The organism is Allofournierella massiliensis (assembly GCF_964241245.1).
In the GTDB taxonomy this organism is placed as follows: domain Bacteria; phylum Bacillota; class Clostridia; order Oscillospirales; family Ruminococcaceae; genus Allofournierella; species Allofournierella massiliensis.
The window spans coordinates 1-22,780 of sequence record NZ_CAXSWZ010000016.1; the positions used below are offsets into that span (position 1 = coordinate 1).

General features: G+C 51.4%; 21 protein-coding genes. 7 read left to right on the forward strand and 14 right to left on the reverse strand.

Going from position 1 to position 22,780, the window contains the following annotated elements:
- Positions 1-89 precede the first annotated feature (89 nt).
- Positions 90-242, forward strand: a complete 153-nt coding sequence (locus tag ACESYO_RS09615; RefSeq protein ID WP_082669600.1) for an HNH endonuclease — start codon at positions 90-92, stop codon at positions 240-242.
- Positions 243-321: 79 nt separating this feature from the next.
- Here ACESYO_RS09615 and ACESYO_RS09620 read toward each other — a convergent pair whose 3' ends face one another.
- The 4 genes from ACESYO_RS09620 to ACESYO_RS09635 form a co-directional block, all read right to left on the reverse strand.
- Positions 322-1,269: a hypothetical protein gene (locus tag ACESYO_RS09620; protein ID WP_373209910.1), complete on the reverse strand. Its 948-nt coding sequence runs from the start codon at positions 1,267-1,269 to the stop codon at positions 322-324.
- A 67-nt stretch (positions 1,270-1,336) separates the two neighbouring features.
- Positions 1,337-1,663 (reverse strand): DUF5713 family protein, encoded by a 327-nt coding sequence (locus ACESYO_RS09625; protein ID WP_087182431.1) that lies wholly within the window; start codon positions 1,661-1,663, stop codon positions 1,337-1,339.
- 11 nt (positions 1,664-1,674) lie between these two features.
- Complete coding sequence (locus ACESYO_RS09630) at positions 1,675-3,108, reverse strand: DUF6138 family protein (protein WP_373209909.1); 1,434 nt, start codon at positions 3,106-3,108, stop codon at positions 1,675-1,677.
- A 170-nt stretch (positions 3,109-3,278) separates the two neighbouring features.
- A complete protein-coding gene (locus ACESYO_RS09635) occupies positions 3,279-3,914 on the reverse strand; it encodes a TetR/AcrR family transcriptional regulator (protein ID WP_373209908.1) in 636 nt (211 codons plus the stop codon).
- A 342-nt stretch (positions 3,915-4,256) separates the two neighbouring features.
- On the opposite strand from ACESYO_RS09635, the gene ACESYO_RS09640 reads away from it, so the two are divergent.
- Complete coding sequence (locus ACESYO_RS09640) at positions 4,257-6,191, forward strand: hypothetical protein (protein WP_373209907.1); 1,935 nt, start codon at positions 4,257-4,259, stop codon at positions 6,189-6,191.
- Positions 6,192-6,598: 407 nt separating this feature from the next.
- Here ACESYO_RS09640 and ACESYO_RS09645 read toward each other — a convergent pair whose 3' ends face one another.
- The gene (locus ACESYO_RS09645) at positions 6,599-7,405 is read right to left on the reverse strand and encodes a hypothetical protein (RefSeq protein WP_373209906.1); all 807 of its coding nucleotides are present in this window, start codon (positions 7,403-7,405) and stop codon (positions 6,599-6,601) included.
- 1 nt (position 7,406) lies between these two features.
- Positions 7,407-7,955 (reverse strand): AbrB/MazE/SpoVT family DNA-binding domain-containing protein, encoded by a 549-nt coding sequence (locus ACESYO_RS09650; protein WP_087296260.1) that lies wholly within the window; start codon positions 7,953-7,955, stop codon positions 7,407-7,409.
- A 168-nt stretch (positions 7,956-8,123) separates the two neighbouring features.
- Here ACESYO_RS09650 and ACESYO_RS09655 point away from each other — a divergent pair, with 168 nt between their 5' ends.
- Positions 8,124-9,209, forward strand: a complete 1,086-nt coding sequence (locus ACESYO_RS09655; RefSeq protein ID WP_373209905.1) for a HipA domain-containing protein — start codon at positions 8,124-8,126, stop codon at positions 9,207-9,209.
- Positions 9,210-9,425: 216 nt separating this feature from the next.
- On the opposite strand, the gene ACESYO_RS09660 is transcribed toward ACESYO_RS09655, so the two are convergent.
- The gene (locus ACESYO_RS09660) at positions 9,426-9,647 is read right to left on the reverse strand and encodes a helix-turn-helix domain-containing protein (RefSeq protein WP_373209904.1); all 222 of its coding nucleotides are present in this window, start codon (positions 9,645-9,647) and stop codon (positions 9,426-9,428) included.
- Positions 9,648-9,886: 239 nt separating this feature from the next.
- Between ACESYO_RS09660 and ACESYO_RS09665 the strand changes: the two genes are divergently transcribed.
- The 4 genes from ACESYO_RS09665 (at position 9,887) to ACESYO_RS09680 (ending at position 13,128) form a co-directional block, all read left to right on the forward strand.
- Positions 9,887-10,063 (forward strand): hypothetical protein, encoded by a 177-nt coding sequence (locus ACESYO_RS09665; RefSeq protein WP_373209903.1) that lies wholly within the window; start codon positions 9,887-9,889, stop codon positions 10,061-10,063.
- Between the two features lie 121 nt (positions 10,064-10,184).
- Positions 10,185-11,726 carry a PDDEXK family nuclease gene (locus ACESYO_RS09670; protein WP_373209902.1) on the forward strand — a complete coding sequence of 514 codons (1,542 nt, stop codon included), beginning with the start codon at positions 10,185-10,187 and terminating at the stop codon, positions 11,724-11,726.
- Between the two features lie 17 nt (positions 11,727-11,743).
- On the forward strand, positions 11,744-12,043 hold the full coding sequence (locus ACESYO_RS09675; protein WP_373209901.1) for a DUF6809 family protein: 300 nt from the start codon (positions 11,744-11,746) through the stop codon (positions 12,041-12,043).
- A gap of 224 nt (positions 12,044-12,267) precedes the next feature.
- On the forward strand, positions 12,268-13,128 hold the full coding sequence (locus ACESYO_RS09680) for a hypothetical protein (RefSeq protein ID WP_373209900.1): 861 nt from the start codon (positions 12,268-12,270) through the stop codon (positions 13,126-13,128).
- Positions 13,129-13,480: 352 nt separating this feature from the next.
- On the opposite strand, the gene ACESYO_RS09685 is transcribed toward ACESYO_RS09680, so the two are convergent.
- The 7 genes from ACESYO_RS09685 to ACESYO_RS09715 all read right to left on the reverse strand — a co-directional run bounded on the left by ACESYO_RS09685 (position 13,481) and on the right by ACESYO_RS09715 (position 22,639).
- The gene (locus ACESYO_RS09685) at positions 13,481-14,371 is read right to left on the reverse strand and encodes a hypothetical protein (protein WP_373209899.1); all 891 of its coding nucleotides are present in this window, start codon (positions 14,369-14,371) and stop codon (positions 13,481-13,483) included.
- A gap of 19 nt (positions 14,372-14,390) precedes the next feature.
- On the reverse strand, positions 14,391-15,032 hold the full coding sequence (kdpC, locus tag ACESYO_RS09690) for a potassium-transporting ATPase subunit KdpC (protein ID WP_283128981.1): 642 nt from the start codon (positions 15,030-15,032) through the stop codon (positions 14,391-14,393).
- An 18-nt stretch (positions 15,033-15,050) separates the two neighbouring features.
- A complete protein-coding gene (kdpB, locus tag ACESYO_RS09695; protein WP_373209898.1) occupies positions 15,051-17,111 on the reverse strand; it encodes a potassium-transporting ATPase subunit KdpB in 2,061 nt (686 codons plus the stop codon).
- Positions 17,112-17,123: 12 nt separating this feature from the next.
- Positions 17,124-18,866 carry a potassium-transporting ATPase subunit KdpA gene (locus tag ACESYO_RS09700; protein WP_373209897.1) on the reverse strand — a complete coding sequence of 581 codons (1,743 nt, stop codon included), beginning with the start codon at positions 18,864-18,866 and terminating at the stop codon, positions 17,124-17,126.
- A 21-nt stretch (positions 18,867-18,887) separates the two neighbouring features.
- Positions 18,888-18,965 carry a K(+)-transporting ATPase subunit F gene (kdpF, locus tag ACESYO_RS09705; RefSeq protein WP_143424560.1) on the reverse strand — a complete coding sequence of 26 codons (78 nt, stop codon included), beginning with the start codon at positions 18,963-18,965 and terminating at the stop codon, positions 18,888-18,890.
- Positions 18,966-19,272: 307 nt separating this feature from the next.
- Positions 19,273-19,971: a response regulator gene (locus tag ACESYO_RS09710; RefSeq protein ID WP_373209896.1), complete on the reverse strand. Its 699-nt coding sequence runs from the start codon at positions 19,969-19,971 to the stop codon at positions 19,273-19,275.
- Positions 19,964-22,639, reverse strand: a complete 2,676-nt coding sequence (locus ACESYO_RS09715; protein WP_373209895.1) for a DUF4118 domain-containing protein — start codon at positions 22,637-22,639, stop codon at positions 19,964-19,966. Before ACESYO_RS09715 ends, ACESYO_RS09710 begins: the two co-directional genes overlap by 8 nt.
- Between the last annotated feature and the right edge of the window lie 141 nt (positions 22,640-22,780).

The following is a 22,780-nucleotide window of genomic DNA, read 5'->3' on the forward strand; positions in this document are numbered from 1 at the left end:
TTTTCCACCTGTCTTCTTGTTTTCAAACAGAAAACCTGCTCTGGCCTGATTGCCAAAGCAGGTTTTTCTACAGGCTGCCACCTTTTTAGGTGTTTTTCTGCGTTTTTAGTCTAATTGTTGCATCTATCCAGGCTGCAAATCAAAATTTCAAATGGAAAGGCTGGTCAAAAATAAGGCAGCATATTATCCCCGTCTCAAAGGGTGGCCGCACTGAAGAAACGAATCTACAGACCCTATGCTGAAAGTGCAACCGTACAAAGAGCAAGAAGATTCTTACGTAAATCATAACCCCACGTTGAACGTGGGGTTTGCAGAACGGCCCTATACCTTTCCGTTTTCCCAGCGGTAAATCTGCCCCTTGTACCACTCGTTGGAAAAGTAGACCCGGCCCAGACCATCTGTTGTAATGCCGCAATGGTATTTGGTGCTCCATCCATCTTCCGGCAGAATCCAGTTTTTCACATCCTGGCAGGTGCCCCGGTCAGTCAGTTCGATCCTTGTAGCGTTGGTGGGATCACCCACCCAGAGAGAATGGTCAGCCCAGCACAGGGTCTGCGGTGGACCGTCATATCCAACGGGGGACGGTTCGGCCCAGTTGAGCGTGCCTGGATTCTTGCTCAGTAATGCTCGGCCAATCGTCCCGCTGCCAGCGGTCCTGGACGCGGCATAGAGTCCATTTTCTGCGGAATAAGTGAGGCACCCAAGATGCGGCAAACTGTGGGCGCGGGTCACCTGGGGCGGACGCTGGCGCAGATCGGCCACACAGCCGTTTTTCCATTCTTCTGCATCCTGGTTTTTCCATTCGCCCGCCGCAAAATCACCCGCCAGGGAGTTGAAGAAATAATCGTACTCATCCTGAAGTATGTACTCCTCGCAGGGCATCAGCTTCCCAGGGTCCTGCTCCTTGGCATGGTCGCCCCATTTTCGCCCTTGCTGTTTCATCAGGTGGCAATATTGCCCCTGCTTTTTGCAGCAGCGTTCCCATTCGCTGCGTTCTTCTTCTGGGATCAAGGCAAACAGATACTCGTCCTCATCGTCCAGGTTATACAACGCCCAGCCGAAGGCAGAGAGTTCCTGCCCCAAGGCCGCCGCTCCTTTTTCATGGGGCAATTTCATATATTGGATGCCGATGGCGTCAAAGCGTTCATCCAGCAGCGCCGGGACCTGTGCGCCCCATTTCCCTCGAAGTTCCGCCAGAGTGTCCTGTACGGCTCCGTCAAATTTCAAAATGTCCAGCGCATCCTCTATGATTTGTTTGAACTCTGCCATAGGTCGTTTCCCCTTTTCCCAGTTCCTGCATCATAGCGACAGCCATGTGGTCATAGCACTGAAAAAATTACCAGTCCCGTTCCCGGATGGCCTCCTCGGTGTCAATGGGAATGTCAAACCACTCCAGAATGTAGGCAACGGTATCTCCAATACAATCCCTCGCCACCGTTTCAATCTCGCTGTCGTTTTCGTAAAATTCATCCTGAAGATCGTTGATGCCGCAGACCGCCTTATCCAGCGTGTTCTGTATCACTTCAGTGTCGGTTTCGCCGCTCTCCAGCAGGTCAATGACTTTTTGAAGTTCATCCTTTACCTTGTCTACCAGAAAAGCAGGATAATAATCATCCTGATACATCTCGTCCAGTAATTTATAATCGGGATCAAAGGTTTTCATATTGTTTCCTCCTATCGAAAAATTTCCTGATACCGCTCTCTCAGTTCCTCCGGAGCTGCTTCCACCACTTTCTGACCACCCTTGGCGCTGGCTTTGCCCCAGATCACATAGCAGACCGTTTCCCATGCGTATTGCAGCACTTCCTCCGGGCTGGCTTCTGTTTCCTCGGTGGGTTTCTCGTCATCATCGTCATCCTCGTCGGAGGAAAAACCGCTTGGAACGATCTCGGACAGGTGGCTTTTGGCCTCCAGCAGAGCGTCCAGGCTTTCTGCATTTGCCATCCACGCGGCATAGTCCTTGGAATACTTCATGTTCTGCATGGACAGCACACCCCGGACAAACACAGGGACGGTATCGGCGGTAAATCCGAACTGTTTCACATACTCCCGGAGGAATTTTTCCTGTAAGTGGGAGTGCTCATCATCACAGAGATCGAGATAATCCCAGATGAGCTGCCGCCACTCTTGCCCCAGCATTCCCAGGGCGAACACGGCAAAACTTCCGGGGAGCGCACACTGCTCATCGCTGAGATTGGTGTACTGCTCATATTGCCGCATGGCAAGCCGGGCGTACCGTTCCATCAGGAAGTGGAGACCGGGGTACTGCACGGCACAGGCAAAGAGCTGGTTTACTCCCTTTTTGGGCAGTCCTGTGATGGGAAGATAGCTCTTTTCCGGCCCTTTGAACTCCACCGCATAGCTGCGGGGAAAGTCCTCCTGCTCCAGAATCTCACACAGGTAGTTCAGCACTTCATGGCAGCATTCCTCCGTGTTGTCCCTGGCAGTAATACGGATAACGGCAAAGGCATCGTTGGCCGATGCGGTGAAGTGCTCTGTTTTCCTCTTTTGCAGAGAGAGCGGCAGCCTGCCGGTCCCGTGTTCCCGGAGCTTTTTCACCATATCAGGACGGACTTTCTCCACCAATCCAAAGAGGTAATTGGCGTCCAGATACTGAAAGTCCAAGCCATACACTTTATAGCTCACCGCCACATAGCAGGCGAAACGCAGCAGCGGCTCCGGGACCTCCTCTGCACGGATGCCTGGTTTCAGGGAATACTCCCGATCCCAGAAACGATCATCTTCATCGCCTGTTGCAACAAAATACTTCTCTTGTAGCTCCCGTTTCAGCATATCAAGTAGATGGTGGTCAATTTCACCCCAGCGGCTCTGGCGGCGCAGGTTTTCGCTGAAGGCGATGGCCTTTTCCGCATCCAGGGTCTCGGCCCGCTGTATTTCTGTCCATGCCCTAAGCAGTTGCCACACATCAAAGGGTGCACCTTGACTGCTGACCACTACCGGCGGCCAGTGGGAATCATCAAGCCGCGTGATTTTCCCGTCAATGGCATCCTGGATACACTGGTCAAAGAGCGGTTGCAGTTCTTCCTGTACCTCGGGCTTCATCCAGTAACAGCGCCCGTCCGCACTATTTCGTTTTGGTAAATTCATATCAGGCACCTCTTTCCGAACAATAAAAAATGCCCTGCGACACCCTGTCACTTGGACAGGCTGACGCAAGGCATAAAAAGGCCGCACAGACCCGAGGCCTGTTTTCCAAGGCCCCGTGCTCAATGATATTCTGCTGTCTTTCGTGTCCGTTTGGACTTAGGAATACACCGCTATACATTTGCTTTCACCTGCCGCGCATCCTCTTTTGCACGCTCCATCTCGTCCACCAGAGCCCTGACCTGAAACTCCACCATATCCTCCGCCACCTCCGGAAACAGGAAGGGCATGGTGTCCGGAATGGCCTTGTGTACCATCATCATGGCCAGAGCCAGATTACCGAACAGCCGGGGGTCAATGCCGTCTGTGGGGAGGCCAAAGATGGAGAGTAGTTTTCCATAAAAACTGACCTGATCCTGTCGGAATGCCTGAAAATTCTCCTCGGAAAGGCAACGGCGTACTTGCTGCTCCTCTTCAATGGACAAAACAGCGACTCCGCTTTTGGCTCCGTAGCAGCAGTTTTTCAGGAAGGTCTCCACGCCCGCCCGCCAACTGAGTGTCGGGTCTTCCATCAGCTGACGGGCGTAGTCCAACAGTCTGGGCTGCTGATATCGCAGGGCGTAGAGCACCAGTTCCTCCTTGGATGAGAAGAAACTGTAGAAGAAGGTCTTGGAGATCCCTACTTTTTTGCAGAGGACATCAATGCTGCTATGGATCAGGCCCCGGTCCGCGATACACTGGATCATGGTGACCATCAGGGCTTCCTTCACCTGCGCCCTCTCATCATCGGAGTACGCCTTTCTTGCCACAAGCTGTCACCTTCTCATATAAAGTATAAAATTAAAAAACAGTCTTTATTTGTATTATAGCGAAACTCTATTGAAATGCAAGACTGATCAAAAAAATAAGTCCCCCAGTGCACCGCACTGAGGGCATAGCAGGCTGTGTTCAAGTATGCCAAAAAGCAGCTATGTGACACCGCTTCCCTCAACACTGTCTCCATACCCCTTTTCCTGTGTTCACAGCGCGGCATCCTGCAAAGCGATGCTTTCGCCCCCCGGTGTTCTGTATTTTAAGTTTCAATTAAGTTTCAGGGAATATGATAATGCTGTTCTCAAGCGAACAATCCACAATGAGAAAGGAACCTTCCCATGAAAAAGCAGCTACTTGCAATGGTTACCGCCGGTGCACTTCTGCTTTCCGCAACCGCCTGCGGCAAAAGCGAAAGTGAACAAAGTGTCACGGTCAGCCTTGCAGAACAGACCTTTACCGGCACGGTCAACGCCATCAGTGCCGATGAAATTTCCTTGACCACAGAAGACTCCGGTACGGTGATCATTCCCCTTTCCCCTGACACCATATTTCAGCAAGGGCAGCCCGGCATGGGCGGTCAGGCTCCCGGTGGCTCTGCTCCCAACGGCGAAGCTCCGCCGGACGCACCGGACGGTGCAATGAGCAATGGCGAAACTCCTCCGGCTGCACCAGACGGCGCAGCCTCCGGCGAGGCGAACGCCCCTGATATCCCGGATGGTGCCGTTTCCGGAGGGGAAGAACCTCCCGCTATGCCGGAGAACGGAACAACTTCCGGGCAGACTCCTCCGGAAATGCCGGAAGGCTCGGCCCCCGCAGACATGGCGCAGCCCTCCCTGAGCTATGAGGATATTTCCCAGGGCGATACGGTAACCGTGGAAGTGGGCGATGATGGTATTGCCACATCGGTCACCCTCTCCGGCGGCGGGCCCGGCGGTGGCGGTATGGGCGGTGGTATGGGCGGCCAGTCCTCTGCACCGGACAGTTATGACGCTGCCAGTGAATATACCGAGGATTCCGAGGTTTCCAACAGCCAGCTGTCCTCCACCGGAACCGATGAAAATGCCGTTCTGCTTGCCACAGAGGGCGTGACCGCTCAGCTGAATAATGTGACCATCACCCGCCAGTCTGACGACAGCACCGGCGGCGACAGCTCCAGCTTTTACGGCGTGGGTGCTGCAGCTCTGGTGACAGACGGAACACTGGTCATCTCCGACAGTACCATCACCACCGATGCCGCAGGCGGCGCAGGCGTCTTTTCCTATGACTACGGCATCGCTTATGTATCCGACACCTCCATCACCACTGCGCAGAACACCTCCGGCGGTATCCATGTGGCTGGTGGCGGCACCCTCTACGCCTGGGATCTGAGCGTGGTGACCGAAGGCGAATCCGCCGCGGCCATTCGTTCCGACCGGGGCAGCGGCACCATGGTGGTGGATGGTGGCAGCTATACCTCCAACGGCACCGGCTCACCCGCTGTTTACAGCACAGCGGACATCACCATCCACAACGCCGCACTGTCCGCCACCGGCTCCGAAGCCATCTGTATTGAAGGACTCAATACCATCCGACTCTTTGACTGCGACCTCTCAGGAAACATGAGCGATCTGGAGCAAAATGACTGCACCTGGAACGTGATCCTCTACCAGAGCATGTCCGGCGACTCTGAGGTCGGCAACAGCACCTTTGAAATGGTGGGCGGCAGCCTTACCGCAGAAAACGGCGGTATGTTCTACACCACCAATACCGAATCCACCTTCGTCCTCTCCGGTGTGGACATCACCAACGCCGCCGACAGTGAATTTCTGCTGCGCTGCACCGGAAACGCCAACGACCGCGGCTGGGGAACCACCGGGGCCAACGGCGCAGACTGTCACTTCACCGGCATCCAACAGACACTGGAGGGTGATATCATCTGGGATTCCATCAGCTGCCTGGACTTTTATCTCACGCAGGGCAGCACGCTCACCGGCGCTGTGCTTCAGGATGAAAGCTATGCCGGCAATGGCGGCGACGGATATGCCACCCTCTATATCGATTCCGACAGCACCTGGGCAGTCACCGGTGACAGCACTCTGACGAATCTTCAGTGCGCAGGAACCATTGTGGATACCGCCGGGAATTCCGTATCAGTCGTGGGAACGGATGGCACCGTCTATGTGACCGGTACCAGTGATTTCACCATTACGGTGGAAACCTATTCCGACAGCGCGGATCTTTCCGGCGCATCCACCGCAGAAACTTGGAGCGACTACGAAGTGTCACAGTTCTGATCCCCCAAGCAGCAGCGTTGTGAACAAAAGAATACCCTGCTTGCAAAAAACTCCCTCCCCTTTCATTCCGCAGGAATGGATCGGGAGGGAGTTTTCTGTTTTGCGTCCTGTTGCTTCTTTCTTTTCTGTGCAGCTGCGTTATGGCTTCATCAACATATATCATCTTGCCTGACCGTATGAACCAAAACGCGGGCAGCATCAATCTTTTTTCAAGAGACAAATTTCAAATGACCGGTTACGAAATATCTCTGGGCAGAGCATAGCGTACGAATTGCAATTTCACCATCGATTCCCCCGCCACTGCCAACGATGAACCGAAAGCCGCCGAACGGGCTCTGAATAAGCAGGTGGCAGGCGAAGGCGCTGTACTGCTGAAACATGCCGACGGTTATCTACCCACACCCTCTTCACAATTTTGCAGCCTGCCAGTGGATGCAGGTTTTTATCCTGTTGGCAATGTATGCCCGGTCCCTTTCGGCATAGAACTTTAGCAGCTCCTCCAGTGCAGCAGTTATTTCGGCAACCGTAAAAGTCCATTGCAATTGGGGACCGTAGAGGGATCTGGCCGCCCGGACCTGTCGTGTGAATGTTGTGTTCAGCGGCTGCGCCCGCAGCAGCTTCATGTGGGAACGAGGTTCAATATCCATGGGATAGTCGCGCACATTGGAAAGAAGTCCCGCACCAAAGTCAAAAATGGGACAGTAGTCGAACTTCTCTCCTCTGCGCAGAACAGCAATATTATTCAGATGGCGATCCTCGTTGCCAAACAGCATATCCACTTCAAACAACAACGTGAGATAGTTTCCAAACTGCTCCAATTCGGTGAGGCGTATCGTTTGTTCTACCATCCAGCGAACCTTCCCGGCGAGGTTAGGCTGTCGGGCTACAACACCTTGCCAGTCTGGTCCAACGCCTTTGCGAAACAAGTCAGCAAGGGTCAGGATGCTTTCTCCGGGCATCAGAAAGTTGGAGCTGGAACAGCCATTCCGAATTCGTTGATGCACTTTCATCCGCTCCATACAGTAAGTCATATAGCGGAAGCCCAGTTCTTCTATGTTAGAGTGCTGCAACAATTGGGATGTTACGGTTTCTGCCAACCCTTCATATCCAAATAGGTCAAGTTTGTACCAACGGTCATTTTCCAGCCACTTTTCCTGATTTCCCTTGGAGGACGTTTCTGCAATGCGATTTCCGGTCACTAATCTGACTGCCATCTTACCCCTCCACAATCTTAATCCAGCAGGAATCTTCTGCCATGCGGCCGGCAGTCTTACGGATGATCTCCATCGGATCGTATTTCTCTATCCCCAGCTGTGCCAGATAGTATTTCAATCCATCCCGCTGCCGCGGAATACAGCGAGATTCCAAAAAGGTCATAAAGTCCTCCCAATTGGGTGTCTGGTTGACCCCAAACGCGGTTGAAAGAATATCGTCCGTCTCATTTTCGATAACCAACCGCCGGGAGGTCCGATCCAGGCAGATTTTGGTGCAAAGAGTCTCCCCATCATAGTAGTGAAGAATCAATAGATCGTGCTTTTTTTCTCTCGTCTCATTGATAAAGGAATGATATTCTCCCGTGCCAGCTCTGCGGATGGTAATACATTCGCCGTCAAATTGCAGAATGACATCACGGCTATTCTCCATAACACCCAGTTGTTTGGCCCATACAGGGGGCAGCACTACACGATAGCTTTTTCCTTCTGGCCCAGCTGTCCCACCAGCCTTGTTGATGAGAATTTTTGCCCGCCGTTCTTCCAGCGTCATACCAGCATCACCTCTTCGAAAACATTATACTTATTGGACACCAACAAATCAATATTTTCCACACTTGTGAGAACAGGAAACGGGAGCTCCCCCTTTTGCAGATAAAGAAAGGCGGGATGCATAACAATGATTTTGTGGTATAATGAAAAGCAGAAGGGAGGGGCCGAGATGGACTGGATTTTGCTGAACAAAGACACTCCCTTTCTGGAATTCTCTACCCAAGAGGATGAATTTGGCGATGTGATGGCTTTAGAAAGGACCTGGTTTTCGTCTTTGCGCCCCATTGGCTATAAATCTCTTCTGAGCTTTTTGGAGGGGCGGCGCGCTCCCAAGCACCGAAAGCATATCGAGCAGCTTCTGGCACAATATGGGTGCCGCACATTGGACGGTTTTCTGCAGGTCAGTCATACGCTTTCACTCAACGATACCTTTTGGGTAAAACAGGCGGATTCCCAGTTGTGCTGGCGAGATGTCTCCCTGTATCAGAATGACTTTGATGAGATCATTGCCGAGGCTGCGTTGAACGGCTCCTTCAGCGAACAAAGCCTTTCCTCCTCCCCCTCACCAGAATTTACCACGGACGGATACTATGCCAAGTGCTGGAAACGAGAATCGGACGGTATTTACCTCTATAAGGCCGGCAGCGCCACCTATGAGCTGGAGCCGCTGTCGGAATATCTGGCTGCTCAAATTTCCAGCATCCTGTGCCCCGATGCAGTTCCATATGATATGCGATTCCATCATGGAAGACTGGTATCTACTTGTCCCCTGTTCACCAGTGAATCCATCGGCCTTGCCAAAACAGCTGTCATGACCCGCGAAGAGCGGTCTTTCTCCGGCTTTCTGGAGTATTTCCGTTCCATCGGCAGCGAAGATGCCTTTCGCCGCATGATGATTCTGGACGCCATTATCCTGAATACAGACCGGCATCTGGGTAACTTTGGTGTTTTGTTTGATACGGATACCATGCAGGTGAAAACCATGGCCCCGGTGTTTGATAACAACCGCAGCTTGCTGTTTGACCTGGACGCCGACCAGTTGAGCCATGCGGAACGTTATATTACTCGGCTGACTCCACGGCTTGGATCTGACTTTATCATCGTTGCGAAAGCCTTGATGACGGATGAGATCCGTAATGACCTGAAAAATCTATATGGTTTCGCGTTTCAGGAGCATCCACAAATCCCAGTGGGGGATAATCGGCTGGAGAAGCTGAGCGGTGTTGTGAACGGACAGATACGGCAGTTGATTTGATACATTGTAAAAGAGGAGCCTGCGCAGCCAATTATGGCTCACCTATTGGCTTCAGATGATCGCTACAAGAAATGGCGGACACAACAATCAGTTTGATACATGTAAAAAAAGAGGAATCTGTGCAAAGTCGGTTATGGCTTTGCGCAGGTTCCTCTTTCGTTTATATAAGATTCTTCATCTCACAAAAAATTCCGGACCAATTCCTTTAGTTCATATTCAAATTGATTCAGAGTCATCTTCCACATATTCCATCAAATCGCCTGGTTGGCACTTTAACACTTGGCAGAGTTTATCAATAGACTTCTCTGTTAATCCGCCTTTTCCATTTTTAATTGCAGTCAACGTACTTTGCCCAAGTAATCCTTCTTTTCGAATCCGATATGTAGTGTATCCACGATCTTTTAATAGGGCAAAAAGTTTGTCATATTTTATCGACATTCGCATACACCTTCTCTCTTAATTATAAATCAAGTATATAAGCGAAACATGCACCATGTCAAGTGCACATTTACGTACAAGAGTCAATTAGCAAAAGAACCAAATGTCCAAGCCGCAATATTCACTTTATTTGGTGCATATTGCAGCTTGTTTCATGCACCGCTTTCGGTGTATAATTAAGTTGTCGGAAGGGAAACACACCCATCCCAATAAAAACAACTGTAAAGGAGGATAAATCGATGATGCTGATTCATTTCTATCATAATTGCTTCATTTATCCAGTCGACAACATCCCGGATCACCGAAGCAGGCAGTTCGGTCATTGTCCCTGCCTGCTGGCCGTGATAAAGTCCCCTGCCCTTCTAACAAAAAAGCCGTATCTGAGCGGCAACTCAGACACGGCAAACGCAAAATGAACCGTACGTCAAAACAATCCAATCTGCCCTCTCATCATAACATGCCGGCCGCAACAAAACAAGCCGGAAAAGGGCAGTGGATCAAACACATTCCTTATAAATAAGAAAGAGAGGATTCAATATGAACAACCAGAACATGAACAACATCACCGCTTGCACCAACGAGAGCCACGAAATCGCCATCAACATCACTCGCAAGGCCTTTGTCGGGCTGGCCCGTCAGGGAATGCTCTTCCATCAGGGTGTCCTCGAGGGGTGCGATGATGCTCTTGCCGCCGCACTGGCGGGCGAAAAGGCTCGGATCTGTGTGGCGCTGGCACCTGATGCGGACAAGAACTATATTCACCTGGCAGTGGCCGACTGGGGCTGTGGCATGGATCTTGCCGCACTCACCAATGCGCTTCAGCTGGGCAGTGCTCCGCTGACCAACAGCCGCCTGAATGAGCACGGATATGGTCTCAACAATGCGCTGGCCTGCCTGTCCGGAGGCACCGGTGACTGGTGCATCTACACCCGCAGCCAGCCCGGCCCTTATTACAAAGTAAGCGGTCCCTTTGACCTGAAGATGACCGTAACCGAGGAAGACGCTCTTCAGCTGCCCGAGGGCCTGAATCTTCAGTGGCCTGATCCCTCCACGGTTATCTATGTACGGGTGCCGATGGCCATTGCCCGCACCCTGCAGCGGCAGGGCAACCGAAAGCTCAGTGATCTGGCCACTCTCCGGCTGTGGCTGATCGAGCATCTGGGCGTTGCCTACCGGGGCTACCTGGAACTGGATCCGGTCACGCTGGAGCCCAGCGCCAAGATCGCGGTAACGGTAGGCCAGAGCAGCATGCTGGTTCCGCCCATCCAGGTTCCCATGATGATGGCGCGCACCGAAAAGCTGGAAGTGGAACTGGGTGGCCAGATTGTACCGGTGATTTATGTCCACGGTACCCTCGATAAATCCAAGCGGGATCATCTGGTACTGGGCGGCAAGGCCCGGTATTACTATCAGGGAACCCAGCCCACGCAGGGCATCGATATCCGGCTGGGCAAGCGGGTGATTGCCACTGCTCAGCTGGGCGAAATCTGGCACAAGGAAGACGGCACGCCCATTTCCCGACACAACAGCTACAACGATTTTGTGGGCGAGCTGATCCTGCCGGAGCTGCCCCGCGGTGTTCTTGCCACCCTGAACAACAAGACCGGTATTGACCGCAACGACCCGGACTGGGACAAGGTCTTTGAAGCGCTGGCAGAGTTCCCGCCGCAGAAAAACGCCGCCACATTCAGCGAGGATGAACTGAAAAAGAAGTGGATGAAAATTCTCAAGGCAGCAAACCCTGAGGATGAGGTGACCAGCGAGATTTGTGTCTGGCCCACCGGTACCCGCGTGGATGTGGTGGACAAAGGGGAAAACGGAAAATGCGATATCTATGAGTTGAAGACTCGGAAGGCGGAACCGAAGGATCTGTACCAGCTGCGGATGTACTGGGACGGTCTGGTGCTGGAGGGAATTCAGCCCACCCGGGGAATCCTGCTGACAAACGGCTATTCTGACAGACTGCAGGAGATGGTGCGTATTTTAAATACCCTGTCCACGCCCAGCTTCCCGGACGGACGGCCCAGTGCGCCCTACAACTTCTCCCTGGCCACCCACAGAGAGAAGCAGCTTCTGTGATAAAGGAGGGAATCCGCATGGTATTGGATGCAATCTACCGGGGAGAGTTGCTTCCCTGTGAAAATAACATGGAAGGAAACGGCCGGCACAAACAGGCAGGCAAGGAGATTGAACAGCTCCTGAAAGACCTGCGGAACAATCTGAGCGAGGAGGATATGGCGCTGGTGGACCAGATGCTGGAACAGACACTGATTATCTGCGATACAGAAAGCAGCGATGCATTTCAATACGGGTTTTCCACCGGACTGCTGCTGATGCAGGAGGTGCAGGAAATTCTCCGCAAGCGGGTTGATACAGCTGCACAGGGCATCTTCTGAAAAAATTTTAGAAGATTGATTGATATCAGCAGATGTAATTCGTATAATACAGGTAAGCAGGAATCCAACGCGAATTTTGAGTAACGAAACTACCCCCTCTAAGTGCGCCCTTTGGAGCTTGCAATATTATGATAAAAAGCCATTCTGTGATTGCGGCGGCATTGCCGGACTGTCATGGAGTGGCTTTTTTATATGACTTTTTAAAAGAAAAGGAGTAAACAATAATGGCAAACAAATGCAGTGTCTCGATGAAAGTGTCTGGTCCCAGCGAAGCGCTGAAAACATTCATTTATGCCACGCTGAAACATCGGACCAATGGACAGAAACAGTCTCAGAAGCTTTGCTTTACATTGGAAGCACTTGTGCCTTGTGATGTGGATGAAGACCCTTACGAATGCTGGGGCTGTTATGGAGATGTGCTGGACGATGTAACATTGCAGGATATGGAGTGGACAGAAGGATGCGAGTCTGTTGTATTTGAATTTCAAACCCTCAATGCCCCTCCGCTGCACTGGTTGTATAAGGTGGCCGCAATGTATCCGCGGCTCACAATTGACATGGGCGCAGTGGAATATTTGCTGGGCATCAACATGAGTGCGCATGCTGAGAATGGAAAAGTAACAGAGGATTGGGCAGATTCGCCTGAATGGGAGGATGTAGAAGCTCCTGATGAGGAAGAAGGACTGGTCTGCGAGATCCGTTCTGTTCCGGATGAGGAATTCCTGTATGAACTTGATGAAATGGATGCAATGGGCTTGTGGGATTTCGAAGCGGAAAAGGAAATGCCTGCTGAAGAAGATTCCGCTGATGCAGCGGATCTGGATTTCTTCCAGCAAGGAATCCGTGATACACCGGATAACCCGGCGCTGGATTGGCACGGTTTCGCAGATAAGCCCGCAGGTGTTTTTGTGTTCCGGAATGGTACTCCCTGCGAGCTTATTGGTTATCGAGCAGCACAGGGTCTTCCTCCTCTTTCGATGATGGAACGAGCAAAGCTTTTATGTGGTATTGGTCCGGATCAGAATCACCTTCTGATCCATGACCGTTACACATCCCTGCAGGACTTTTGGTGTACGAGTTATTGATTCAAAGAAAACACTGTTCACAAATTGAAAGGACGATGCAAGCAGCATAAAGAGGGCCAGCGGGTGTGTAACCTCGCCGGCCCTCTTTTGTTCTGAGCATACCGTTATTGTTTACTCAGAGAACTTACATGTTTGCGTTATCGTCCATGCCAGCACGTTCTATCCAACGCGAATGGTTCAGGCGTTTTTATTTCGTTTTTCCAACAGATCCTGGCGGAAATTCAGGTCTTGCTGCCGTGTTTCTTTATTCCTTAATTTGCATGGAACAGAAGCGGGCCACGATTTTTTATTCCTACTTTTACACAGCTTGAAGGGACGCATGTATCTCATGCGTCCCCCTTTGCTGTTTCTTTTAAAAATTAAGCGGAAACATAATTTTCAGCAGCGCACGCTGCGCATACTGATGGCTATCAAAATTGAAGTAACAAGGTCTTTTTTGAGCATTATACAGTTTAAACTCGGATTCAGCAAAATCAACTGTGTACCCCTGATCCTGCAATGCTGCGTGCAAAGAAAGCTCCCATTCAACACGGTCGTTCAGGTGATTCTGACAAATCAGTTGATAAACCCACTCAAATTCCGCATAATCAAACCGATCTCTCAAAAAACCTGACCACAGCGCTTTCTTCTGATGAAAATCAAGCGCCTGGACACAATCGGAATATTTCAGCTTCTCCAGTATGCCGCCATAACAGAAGCAGCAATTTTGCCAAATGGTTGGAATCTTCTCCTGTTCCAAAAACGCATGATACTCCCATTCCAGCGCTGCAATCCCATTGTTCCAATCCGTTGATTGAAACAAACTTCTTAATGTCCTGGCCTGGTCTGGCGATTCGCAGACAATTCGCAAACAAAGTGCCTGCATCATTTCCGATGCGCGGCCGGAAAGCGTTTTCTGCACACCATACAGCGCTGTGCCCTGTTTTTCCAAGGCAAGCCATACACTTTCCTGCGTTGAATCTGCATTGGTAAACGCATCAATTTTCCATCGCGGCATCAGCACCGCCAGTTCCGGGCCAAATACCTGCCAAAAATCCAGCTCTACAAATGCAACACCGCGAAACAGTGCATAAAGCACATCACTTTCTCTCTGTCCGCCAACAATGATCTGTGGGCTGGCCTTTGTCCATACGCTTATATCATACAGAAACGCAAGAAGATCTTGTGCAACGGGCTTTTCAGGCCCAACCAGAGATGGAATCTCGAGCTGTTTCGCGTTCTGGAACGCATGCATCTCCATCATAATGGGCCGCTCCTTCTTTTTACAGAGTTCCCATGGCCTGCGCGATTTCAATGTTTACCTTCAGCACATTCACCGTTTCCTCACCGAACACGCCAAGTAGTTTTCCCGCCGTATTGCGCTTCACAATTTCCTGCAGGCTTTCTTCGCTTAAACCGGAAGCCTGTGCAATGCGGGGAAGCTGAATCTGAGCGGATGCAGGAGAAATGTGCGGGTCCAGGCCGGAACCGGATGCGGTGAGAAGATCGGTCGGGATATCCTCGCGCTTGATTTCAGGATTTTTCTCAAGAAATGCCTCCATATCGGCTTCCACCCGCTCCACAAGCGCCGGATTGGAAGGCGCATAGTTGTTGGAACCGGAGGCAAGGCCGCCAAACTCTGTGCCGTCGTTATAGTATTTCCTGCCGTCTTCACTCTCGGTATAAACATTGTAGTGATAAGCAGACGGACGGCTCCACATATAGCAGTCCTGCGTGAATTCCTGGCCCACATGTTCCGCTCCAACCGCCATTCCGTTTACGGTAATCAGGCTGCCGCCCGCCTGGTGCGGGAAAATCACCGAAGACAAACCGGTGAGCAGACAGGGAAAAAGCAGACCACAGATCAGCATCAAAACAACTGTAACAAGAACCGCCTGACGCGTGCCGTGTAAAAATTCTTTCATAGGAGTTCGCATCCTTTCTTAGAGCCCAAGACCGATGGCAGTGAGCAGAGGGGCAATCAACGTATCGATGATTTTAATTCCCACAAACGGCGTAATCACGCCACCCAGGCCATAGATCAGCATGTTCCGGGCCAGCATTCTTCCGGAGGACATGGGCCGATACTTTACCCCCTTCATTGCCAAAGGAATCAAACAAGGGATAATGATTGCATTGAAGATCAGCGCAGACAGAATCGCACTGTTCGGTGTAGCCAGATTCATGATATTCAGCACCTTCAGCTGAGGGATGGAGATCATGAACATCGCAGGGATAATCGCAAAATACTTGGCAATATCGTTCGCGATCGAGAAGGTGGTCAGGCTGCCGCGGGTGATCAGCAGCTGCTTGCCGATTTCAACCACTTCCAGAATTTTGGTCGGGTCGCTGTCAAGGTCCACCATATTAGCAGCTTCCTTGGCCGCGGTTGTACCAGAATTCATGGCCAGGCCCACATTTGCCTGCGCCAGTGCGGGAGCATCGTTGGTTCCATCGCCGGTCATGGCAACAATCTTACCTTCCGCCTGCTCCTTTTTGATCACATCGATCTTATCCTCAGGTTTGCACTCGGCAATGAAACCATCAACACCTGCTTCTTTTGCAATGGTAGCCGCGGTAAGTGGATTATCGCCGGTGCACATGATGGTTTTGATACCAATCGCACGCAGCCGTTCAAAGCGCTCGACCATGCCAGGCTTTACTGTATCTTTCAGATAGATTACGCCCAGAATATAGTCATTCTCGCATACCGTCAGCGGCGTACCGCCCAGACTGGAGATCTTGTTCACCTGCTCATGCAGGTCCGAAGGAATCGTGCCGCCCAGAGCTTTCACATACTGCTCGATTGCTTCCGCCGCACCCTTGCGAACCTTCGTGCCATCCGGCAGATTAACACCGCTCATCCGTGTCTGCGCCGTAAACTCGATAAACTCCGAGCCGGCAGTCTCCTGGCTGTTATCCCCCAGGTGCCGGGCCAGCTCCAACGTGGATTTCCCTTCCGGGGTATCATCGTGCAGACTGGTCAGGGCCGCACAGCGGATCAGATCGCTGCGGTTCGCACCGCCTACCGGGAAGAAATCAGCGGCCAGACGGTTGCCATAAGTAATGGTGCCGGTTTTGTCCAGAATCATGGTGTCCACGTCGCCGCAGGCTTCCACTGCCTTGCCGGACATGGCAATCACATTGAACCGGGTAACGCGATCCATACCCGCGATGCCAATGGCGGAGAGCAAACCGCCGATCGTGGTGGGAATCAGGCAAACCGCCAGCGCGATCAGAGTAGAAGTCTGCAGCTGAACGCCGGAATAAATGCCGATGGGATAAAGCGTAACGATAACGATCAGGAAAATGATCGTCAGGGAAACCAGCAAAGTATTCAGCGCAATCTCGTTGGGGGTCTTTTTACGGGAAGCTCCTTCCACCAGTGCGATCATACGATCCAGAAAACTGTTGCCGGCATCCGAAGTGATGCGGATTTTCAGCCAGTCCGACACAATGGTCGTGCCGCCGGTCACCGAGCAGAAGTCGCCGCCAGACTCACGAACCACCGGAGCGGACTCGCCGGTAATGGCGGATTCGTCCACAGACGCAATGCCTTCGATCACTTCGCCATCGCCGGGAATCACTTCACCGGCGCAGACCATGACCACATCACCCTTTTTCAGCTCGCTGGACAGCACCTCTTTTTCGGTGCCGTCCGGCATCAGCAGTCGGGCCTTTGTATCCTTCTGGGTTTTCTTCAGGCTTGCAGCCTGTGCCTTTCCCCGCCCTTCGGCAACAGACTCGGCAAAATTTGCAAACAGAACCGTGATAAACAGCACCACGCAAACGATGATATTATACAGCCGCAGGTTTGTGCCAGTGCTTACATCTCCGAACAGCCCCGGGAAGAAGGACAGCAGCAGCGTGATGAAGCAGCCCACCTCTACCACAAACATGACCGGATTTTTCATCATGTATACGGGATTCAGTTTTGCAAAGGAGCCGATCAGCGCCTGCCGGAATATATCCGGCGTGACCAGCTTCTGATTTTTCTTGCTCATAGGGGTTCCTCCTTATGCCCAAAGGGTCAGATGCTCCGCGATGGGGCCAAGTGCAAGCACCGGGAAAAATGTAAGTGCTGCAAAGATATAGACCACAAACACCAGAATCACTGCAAAGCTCATCGTATCCGTGTGCAGCGTACCGACGGATTCATTGACAAACCGCTTTTTCATCAGAGAGCCTGCGATCGCCAACTGGATCACGATGGACAGATAGCGCCCAAAGAACATTGCCAGACCGGTCGTGATATTCCAGAACAGGGTGTTATCCGCCAGACCTTCAAAACCGGAGCCGTTGTTTGCGGCAGAGGAAGCGTATTCGTACAGCACCTGAGAGAGTCCATGGAAGCCAGGGTTCGTGATTCCCGCCTGACCAGCCTGTGTTCCCACAGCCAGTGCAGAGAACGCAAGAATCAGCAGCGGATGAATGATGATGCACAGAGCGGTAAGTTTCATCTCACGGCCCTCGATCTTTTTGCCCAGATATTCCGGAGTCCGGCCGATCATCAGCCCACAGATAAACACGGCCAGAATCGCGTACAGGATCATGTTCATCAGTCCTACGCCCTTGCCGCCAAATACCACATTCAGCATCATGTGCAGCATCGGGATCATGCCGCCCAGAGGGGTGAGCGTATCATGCATGTTGTTTACCGTGCCGGTGGTGAACGACGTGGTCGTCGTGGTAAACAAGGCGGACTGCGCAATGCCAAAGCGCACTTCTTTGCCCTCCATACTTCCCATGGACTGGCTCAAGCCCGCATCTGCCAGAGCGGGGTTGCCCTGTGATTCCGCCCAGAAGCATACACTCAGACCAATCACAAAAAGGATTCCCATGGCGGCAAAGATGCTGCGGCCTTCCCGTCCATACATCCAAACACTCAGGCTCTTATGTACAGTCTTTTCCGGTTGTTCCTTCAGCTTCTTGCGGTCACGAACCATTTTGCCGAAGGTGATCACACAGGCGCCGGGAAGCAGCATCATCGAATACAGTTCAATCAGGTTGGAAAGGATTGTCGGGTTCTCAATGGGTGTACTGGAGTTGGCGCCCAGGAAACCACCGCCATTGGTTCCCAAATGCTTGATGATCTCCAAGGCAGCAACGGGGCCCATGGCAATGACCTGTTTGGTTTCTTCAATGGTATCCACGACAACATTGCCGGAGAAATTCTGAGGAACGCCCTGCCATACCAGCAAAAGTCCTCCAACGATGGAAAACGGCAGCAGCACACGGGTGATGATTCGCACCAGGTCCACAAAAAAGTTTCCCACATTGTCCTTGGATTTCCCAGCCAGACCACGGATGAACGCGATGCAGGCCGCGTAACCGGTGGCAGCGGAAACAAACATCATGAAGATGATCACCAGCATCTGCGACAGGTACGACAAACCGGATTCACCGGAATAGTGCTGCAGGTTGGTATTGGTCATAAAGCTGATGATGGTATTGAACGAAAGCGACTCCTCCATTCCCCCGATTCCATTGGGGTTGAACAGCGGAATACTCTGAATGCGGAGAACAATATATCCCAGAAGGATCATCACAGCATTGGTTCCCACCAGTGCTGCCGCATAGCGTTTCCAGTTCATCCCGCTGGCGGGATCTACGCCGCTAATTTTGAAGATAACGCCGTCCACACGGTCAAACACCGGATCGGCAAAGGTGTGTTTCCCGGCTGCAATATGATAGACATAAGTACCCACCGGAACTACCATTATCAAATAAAGGATAATGGTCAAGATGATTTGCAGCATACTCAATTCCTCCTGCAAGTATTAAAAATTTTCCGGGTGTACCAGAGCATAGACCAAATAGCAACCCAGGAACACAACAACTACACCAAGAACAATCATGGCTTCACTCCTCCTTACTCGCTCCGGTCTACCTGCTTCTGGCACCAGCCAATCAGCAAATAAATGAGACCCACAGAGCCCGCTAAAACCGCGATCATAATAAGATCCATCATAACGGTATCCTCCTGTTTTCGTTTTTGCAAAATCATTTTACCAACTTCTTTGTGAAATTGGTCTTAGCGTTTCATGCACCGTATAAAGGTTCTGTTAAGACGATCCCGCCGCTTTGTAAAAGCGCTCTCCAGGCCTTTTGAAACAAAAAGGCAACTCTGAAACCAGAGCTGCCTTAAATCAATTTTTTACGATATCATTGCCGGATCATTCGATATCCAACGCCAATATGAGTCTGAATGTATTTGGGATCGGATGGATTTTTCTCAATCTTCTTGCGCAGGGTTGCCATGAACACACGAAGCGAAGGGGTATCGGAAGCCAGCACACTCCCCCACACCTCTTTCAAAATGTAGTTGTGTGTAAGCACTTTTCCCGTATTTTTCGCAAGTACGCACAATAGCTTATATTCAATGGGAGTAAGATGGACTTCGTTTCCTTCCATATATACGCAGCCGGCCGCATAATCGATCACAATTCCGCCATTGCGATATATGCCGCTCTGCGTCTGGGATGCACCTTCCTCTGCACGGCTGCGTCGCAATGCCACCCGCAATCGAGCAAGCAGTTCATCGATGCTGAACGGTTTGGTCAGATAATCGTCCGCCCCGGCATCCAGCGCCTCCACCTTATCCTGGTCCTCACTCCGGGCGCTTACCACGATAATCGGAACCATACTCCAGCCACGCACCTTATGGATGATTTCCACACCATCCATATCCGGCAGACCCAAATCCAGTATGATCACATCCGGATTATAAGAAACCGCATCCAGCAATGCTTCTGCGCCATTTTTCGCTGTATGATATTGATATTCCTGGGTATCCAGAGTGGTTCGAATCAGATTGGTAATGGCTGGATCATCCTCCACTACCAGAATTTTCGGCTTATACACGATCTAAATTCACTTCCTCTAAAGGCAATGTAAAGGAGAATACTGCTCCGTGCGGCTCATTATTCTCCACAAAGATCTCACCACCATGCGCCTCCACAATGGACTGGCACAGGCTGAGCCCCAGGCCCAACCCTCTCCGGCTGTCGGCTTTTCCAATCCCGGCGGTATAGAACATGTCGAACAGATGCACCTTTGCCTCGTCCGAAATGCCCGGTCCATCGTCTGCAATGTGGATGCATACCATTCTGTCTTCTTTTTCAGCGGAAATGCAGATGTGAGACCCCTCCGGAGTATACTTGATGGCGTTATTCACAATGTTGATGATTACCTGAACAATCAGCCGGGCATCCATTTTTGCCATCAGCAAATCATCTTCCAGGTTCACCCGAATGTGATGTCTGGCAGCCTGACGATCAACATGCGCAATTGCTTCCCGCAGTACGTCGTCAATCAGCTCCGCATTCATCTGCAGATGCATCGTGCCGTTTTCTATCCTTGTAATGGACAGGAGATTTTCCGTCAGGTCCACCAGCCACATGGAATCATCGTAAATCGACGCGTAGATTTCCTGCTTTTTCTCTTCCGTCAGCGCGATGCTCTTTTCCATCAAAACGCCTGCGTTTCCGCTGATGCTGGTAAGCGGTGTGCGCAGATCATGGGAAATCGCTCGCAGCAGGTTGGACCGCAGCCTTTCCCGCTGCGTCTCCAGCGCGATTTTCTGTTTTTCATCCCGCAATCTCCTGCGTTCCAGAATAAGGCCGCATTCGTTCAGGATCGAAATCATCAGGTTTTTCTCGAAAACCTCCAGCGGCGGATAATACTTTGCCGGAACGCCAATCACGCCCATTACTTCCTGGTTTCCCCGGACAGAGAGATACAGATTATGCGCGTGCGAGAGCGTATTGGTGGTCGCGCCCGCATGCTTGTTATTCTTTATTACCCAGTCTGCAACCCCTTTTTCTTCCGGCGTCATTGCACTGAGTTGTTTGTTTGCTTCGCTTTGCGGCGATACCTGAAAAGAAAGCTCCTGTCCTTTCATCGCCAAAGCGTAGAGCACCGGCCGATCCAGGAGTGCACTCACCTGCTCTGCCGCAATCTGAATGATTTCCTGCTCATCACGCCCCTGCTGAAGCTTTTGATTGCTGTTGATCAGCAATTCCATATAATATGCCTTCTGGGCAGACTGGCGCGCCTGCTTTTTAACCCGTGTGGCCAGTGTACTGGAAATCACACTGGCCACCAGCATGATCAAAAACGTGACCGGGTAATCCGGATCATTTGCTGCCAATGTGAAGCGTGGTACCGTAAAGAAGAAGTTGAACGAGATAACACTGAGCAGCGATGCCAGCGCGCCATAGAGATGCCCGTTTGTCCAGATGGCCGTCAGCAGAACGCCCAAGATGTATACCGTAATGATATTCGCTTCCCGCAGCCCCAATGTATAGAAGCAAAAACTGATTCCGGTAGCTGCTGCCGTAATCAGAACAACCTTCAGCAAATCCGTCCAGCGAAATTTGTGATCTTCCAGATGAATGAAGGATGCTTTTTTCTTGTAGAGCGGCTGTGTGTCGGGAATGATATACACATCAATGTCACCGGCAAGTTTCGTCAGCTTATCCACCAGTGTTTTGCTTTTCAAAAAGACCGTGGACTTGTGGTTGGTACGGCCCAGAACAATTTTTGTAATGCCGCTGACCTTTGCGTACTCGGCAATCTGTACCGCCGGGTCATCTCCATAAACAGTAGCAATCTGTGCACCAAGCTGCTCTGCCAACCGCAGATTGTCACGCAATCGCTTGAGATTTTCTCCCTTCAGCTCCTTTGTCTCGGTCGTTTCTACAAACAACGCTGTAAAACTGCTATGGAACGCCTCCGCCATCCGTGCCGCTGTACGGATCACCTTTGCATTCGATGGTGAGCTGGACAGGCAGATCAAAATATGCTCGCTTGCCTTCGCCGCAGTCTCGTTTCCTGTCCGCTGCGCATTCCGGCTCAATCGGTCAGCTGTGCGGCGCAGCGCAATCTCACGCAGCGCTACCAAATTGTCCTTTGTAAAGAAGTGATTCAACGCACGGGAGGCCTGGTTCCTCTGGTAAACCTTACCCGTTTGAAGCCGAAGGATCAAATCGTCCGGCTCAATGTCCACCAGCTCCACCTGGTCAGCTGAATCGAACACCGAGTCGAGAATCCGTTCGTTGACGGCAACCTGCGTTATAGAAGCCACCAGATCATTTAACGACTCCAGATGCTGCACATTGACCGTCGTATATACATCGATTCCCGCTCTCAGCAGTTCTTCCACATCCTGGTATCGTTTTGTGTGGCGGCAACCTGCTGCATTGCTATGCGCCAATTCATCCACAAGCAGTAATTGAGGTCGTCTTTTCAATGCTGCATCCAAGTCAAACTCGTTCAGAACGATTCCTTTGTACTCTACTTTCAACGTGGGGAGTTGTTCCAATCCATCCAACAGCGCCAATGTATCCGGGCGGGTATGCTTTTCCACATACCCCACTGCAACATCCACACCCTGATCCTTCGCACGATGAGCGGCTTTCAGCATCGCATAGGTTTTCCCCACACCAGCGGCATAACCAAAAAATATCTTCAAACGGCCTTGCCGCGGTTTATCTGCTTTTTCGTATTCCGACTCGTACCAATTATCCAATCTTCCATCGCCCGCTTCTCATTTTTGTCTTTATTGTACCATACTCTGCCTTGAAATAATGTAAAGAAGGCTCATCAGCGCATTAAGATTCCATTAAGATAACCGTCTTAACAAAATCTTAGCAAGCCAAAAAGTTCCCTA

Coding starts and splice junctions, on each gene's coding strand:
- ACESYO_RS09620 (WP_373209910.1), bottom strand. CDS start 1,269: ATGGCAGAGTTCAAACAAATCATAGAGGATGCGCTGGACATTTTGAAA.
- ACESYO_RS09625 (WP_087182431.1), bottom strand. CDS start 1,663: ATGAAAACCTTTGATCCCGATTATAAATTACTGGACGAGATGTATCAG.
- ACESYO_RS09630 (WP_373209909.1), bottom strand. CDS start 3,108: ATGAATTTACCAAAACGAAATAGTGCGGACGGGCGCTGTTACTGGATG.
- ACESYO_RS09640 (WP_373209907.1), top strand. CDS start 4,257: ATGAAAAAGCAGCTACTTGCAATGGTTACCGCCGGTGCACTTCTGCTT.
- ACESYO_RS09645 (WP_373209906.1), bottom strand. CDS start 7,405: ATGGCAGTCAGATTAGTGACCGGAAATCGCATTGCAGAAACGTCCTCC.
- ACESYO_RS09650 (WP_087296260.1), bottom strand. CDS start 7,955: ATGACGCTGGAAGAACGGCGGGCAAAAATTCTCATCAACAAGGCTGGT.
- ACESYO_RS09655 (WP_373209905.1), top strand. CDS start 8,124: ATGGACTGGATTTTGCTGAACAAAGACACTCCCTTTCTGGAATTCTCT.
- ACESYO_RS09660 (WP_373209904.1), bottom strand. CDS start 9,647: ATGTCGATAAAATATGACAAACTTTTTGCCCTATTAAAAGATCGTGGA.
- ACESYO_RS09665 (WP_373209903.1), top strand. CDS start 9,887: ATGATGCTGATTCATTTCTATCATAATTGCTTCATTTATCCAGTCGAC.
- ACESYO_RS09670 (WP_373209902.1), top strand. CDS start 10,185: ATGAACAACCAGAACATGAACAACATCACCGCTTGCACCAACGAGAGC.
- ACESYO_RS09675 (WP_373209901.1), top strand. CDS start 11,744: ATGGTATTGGATGCAATCTACCGGGGAGAGTTGCTTCCCTGTGAAAAT.
- ACESYO_RS09680 (WP_373209900.1), top strand. CDS start 12,268: ATGGCAAACAAATGCAGTGTCTCGATGAAAGTGTCTGGTCCCAGCGAA.
- ACESYO_RS09685 (WP_373209899.1), bottom strand. CDS start 14,371: ATGATGGAGATGCATGCGTTCCAGAACGCGAAACAGCTCGAGATTCCA.
- kdpC (WP_283128981.1), bottom strand. CDS start 15,032: ATGAAAGAATTTTTACACGGCACGCGTCAGGCGGTTCTTGTTACAGTT.
- kdpB (WP_373209898.1), bottom strand. CDS start 17,111: ATGAGCAAGAAAAATCAGAAGCTGGTCACGCCGGATATATTCCGGCAG.
- ACESYO_RS09700 (WP_373209897.1), bottom strand. CDS start 18,866: ATGCTGCAAATCATCTTGACCATTATCCTTTATTTGATAATGGTAGTT.
- kdpF (WP_143424560.1), bottom strand. CDS start 18,965: ATGATTGTTCTTGGTGTAGTTGTTGTGTTCCTGGGTTGCTATTTGGTC.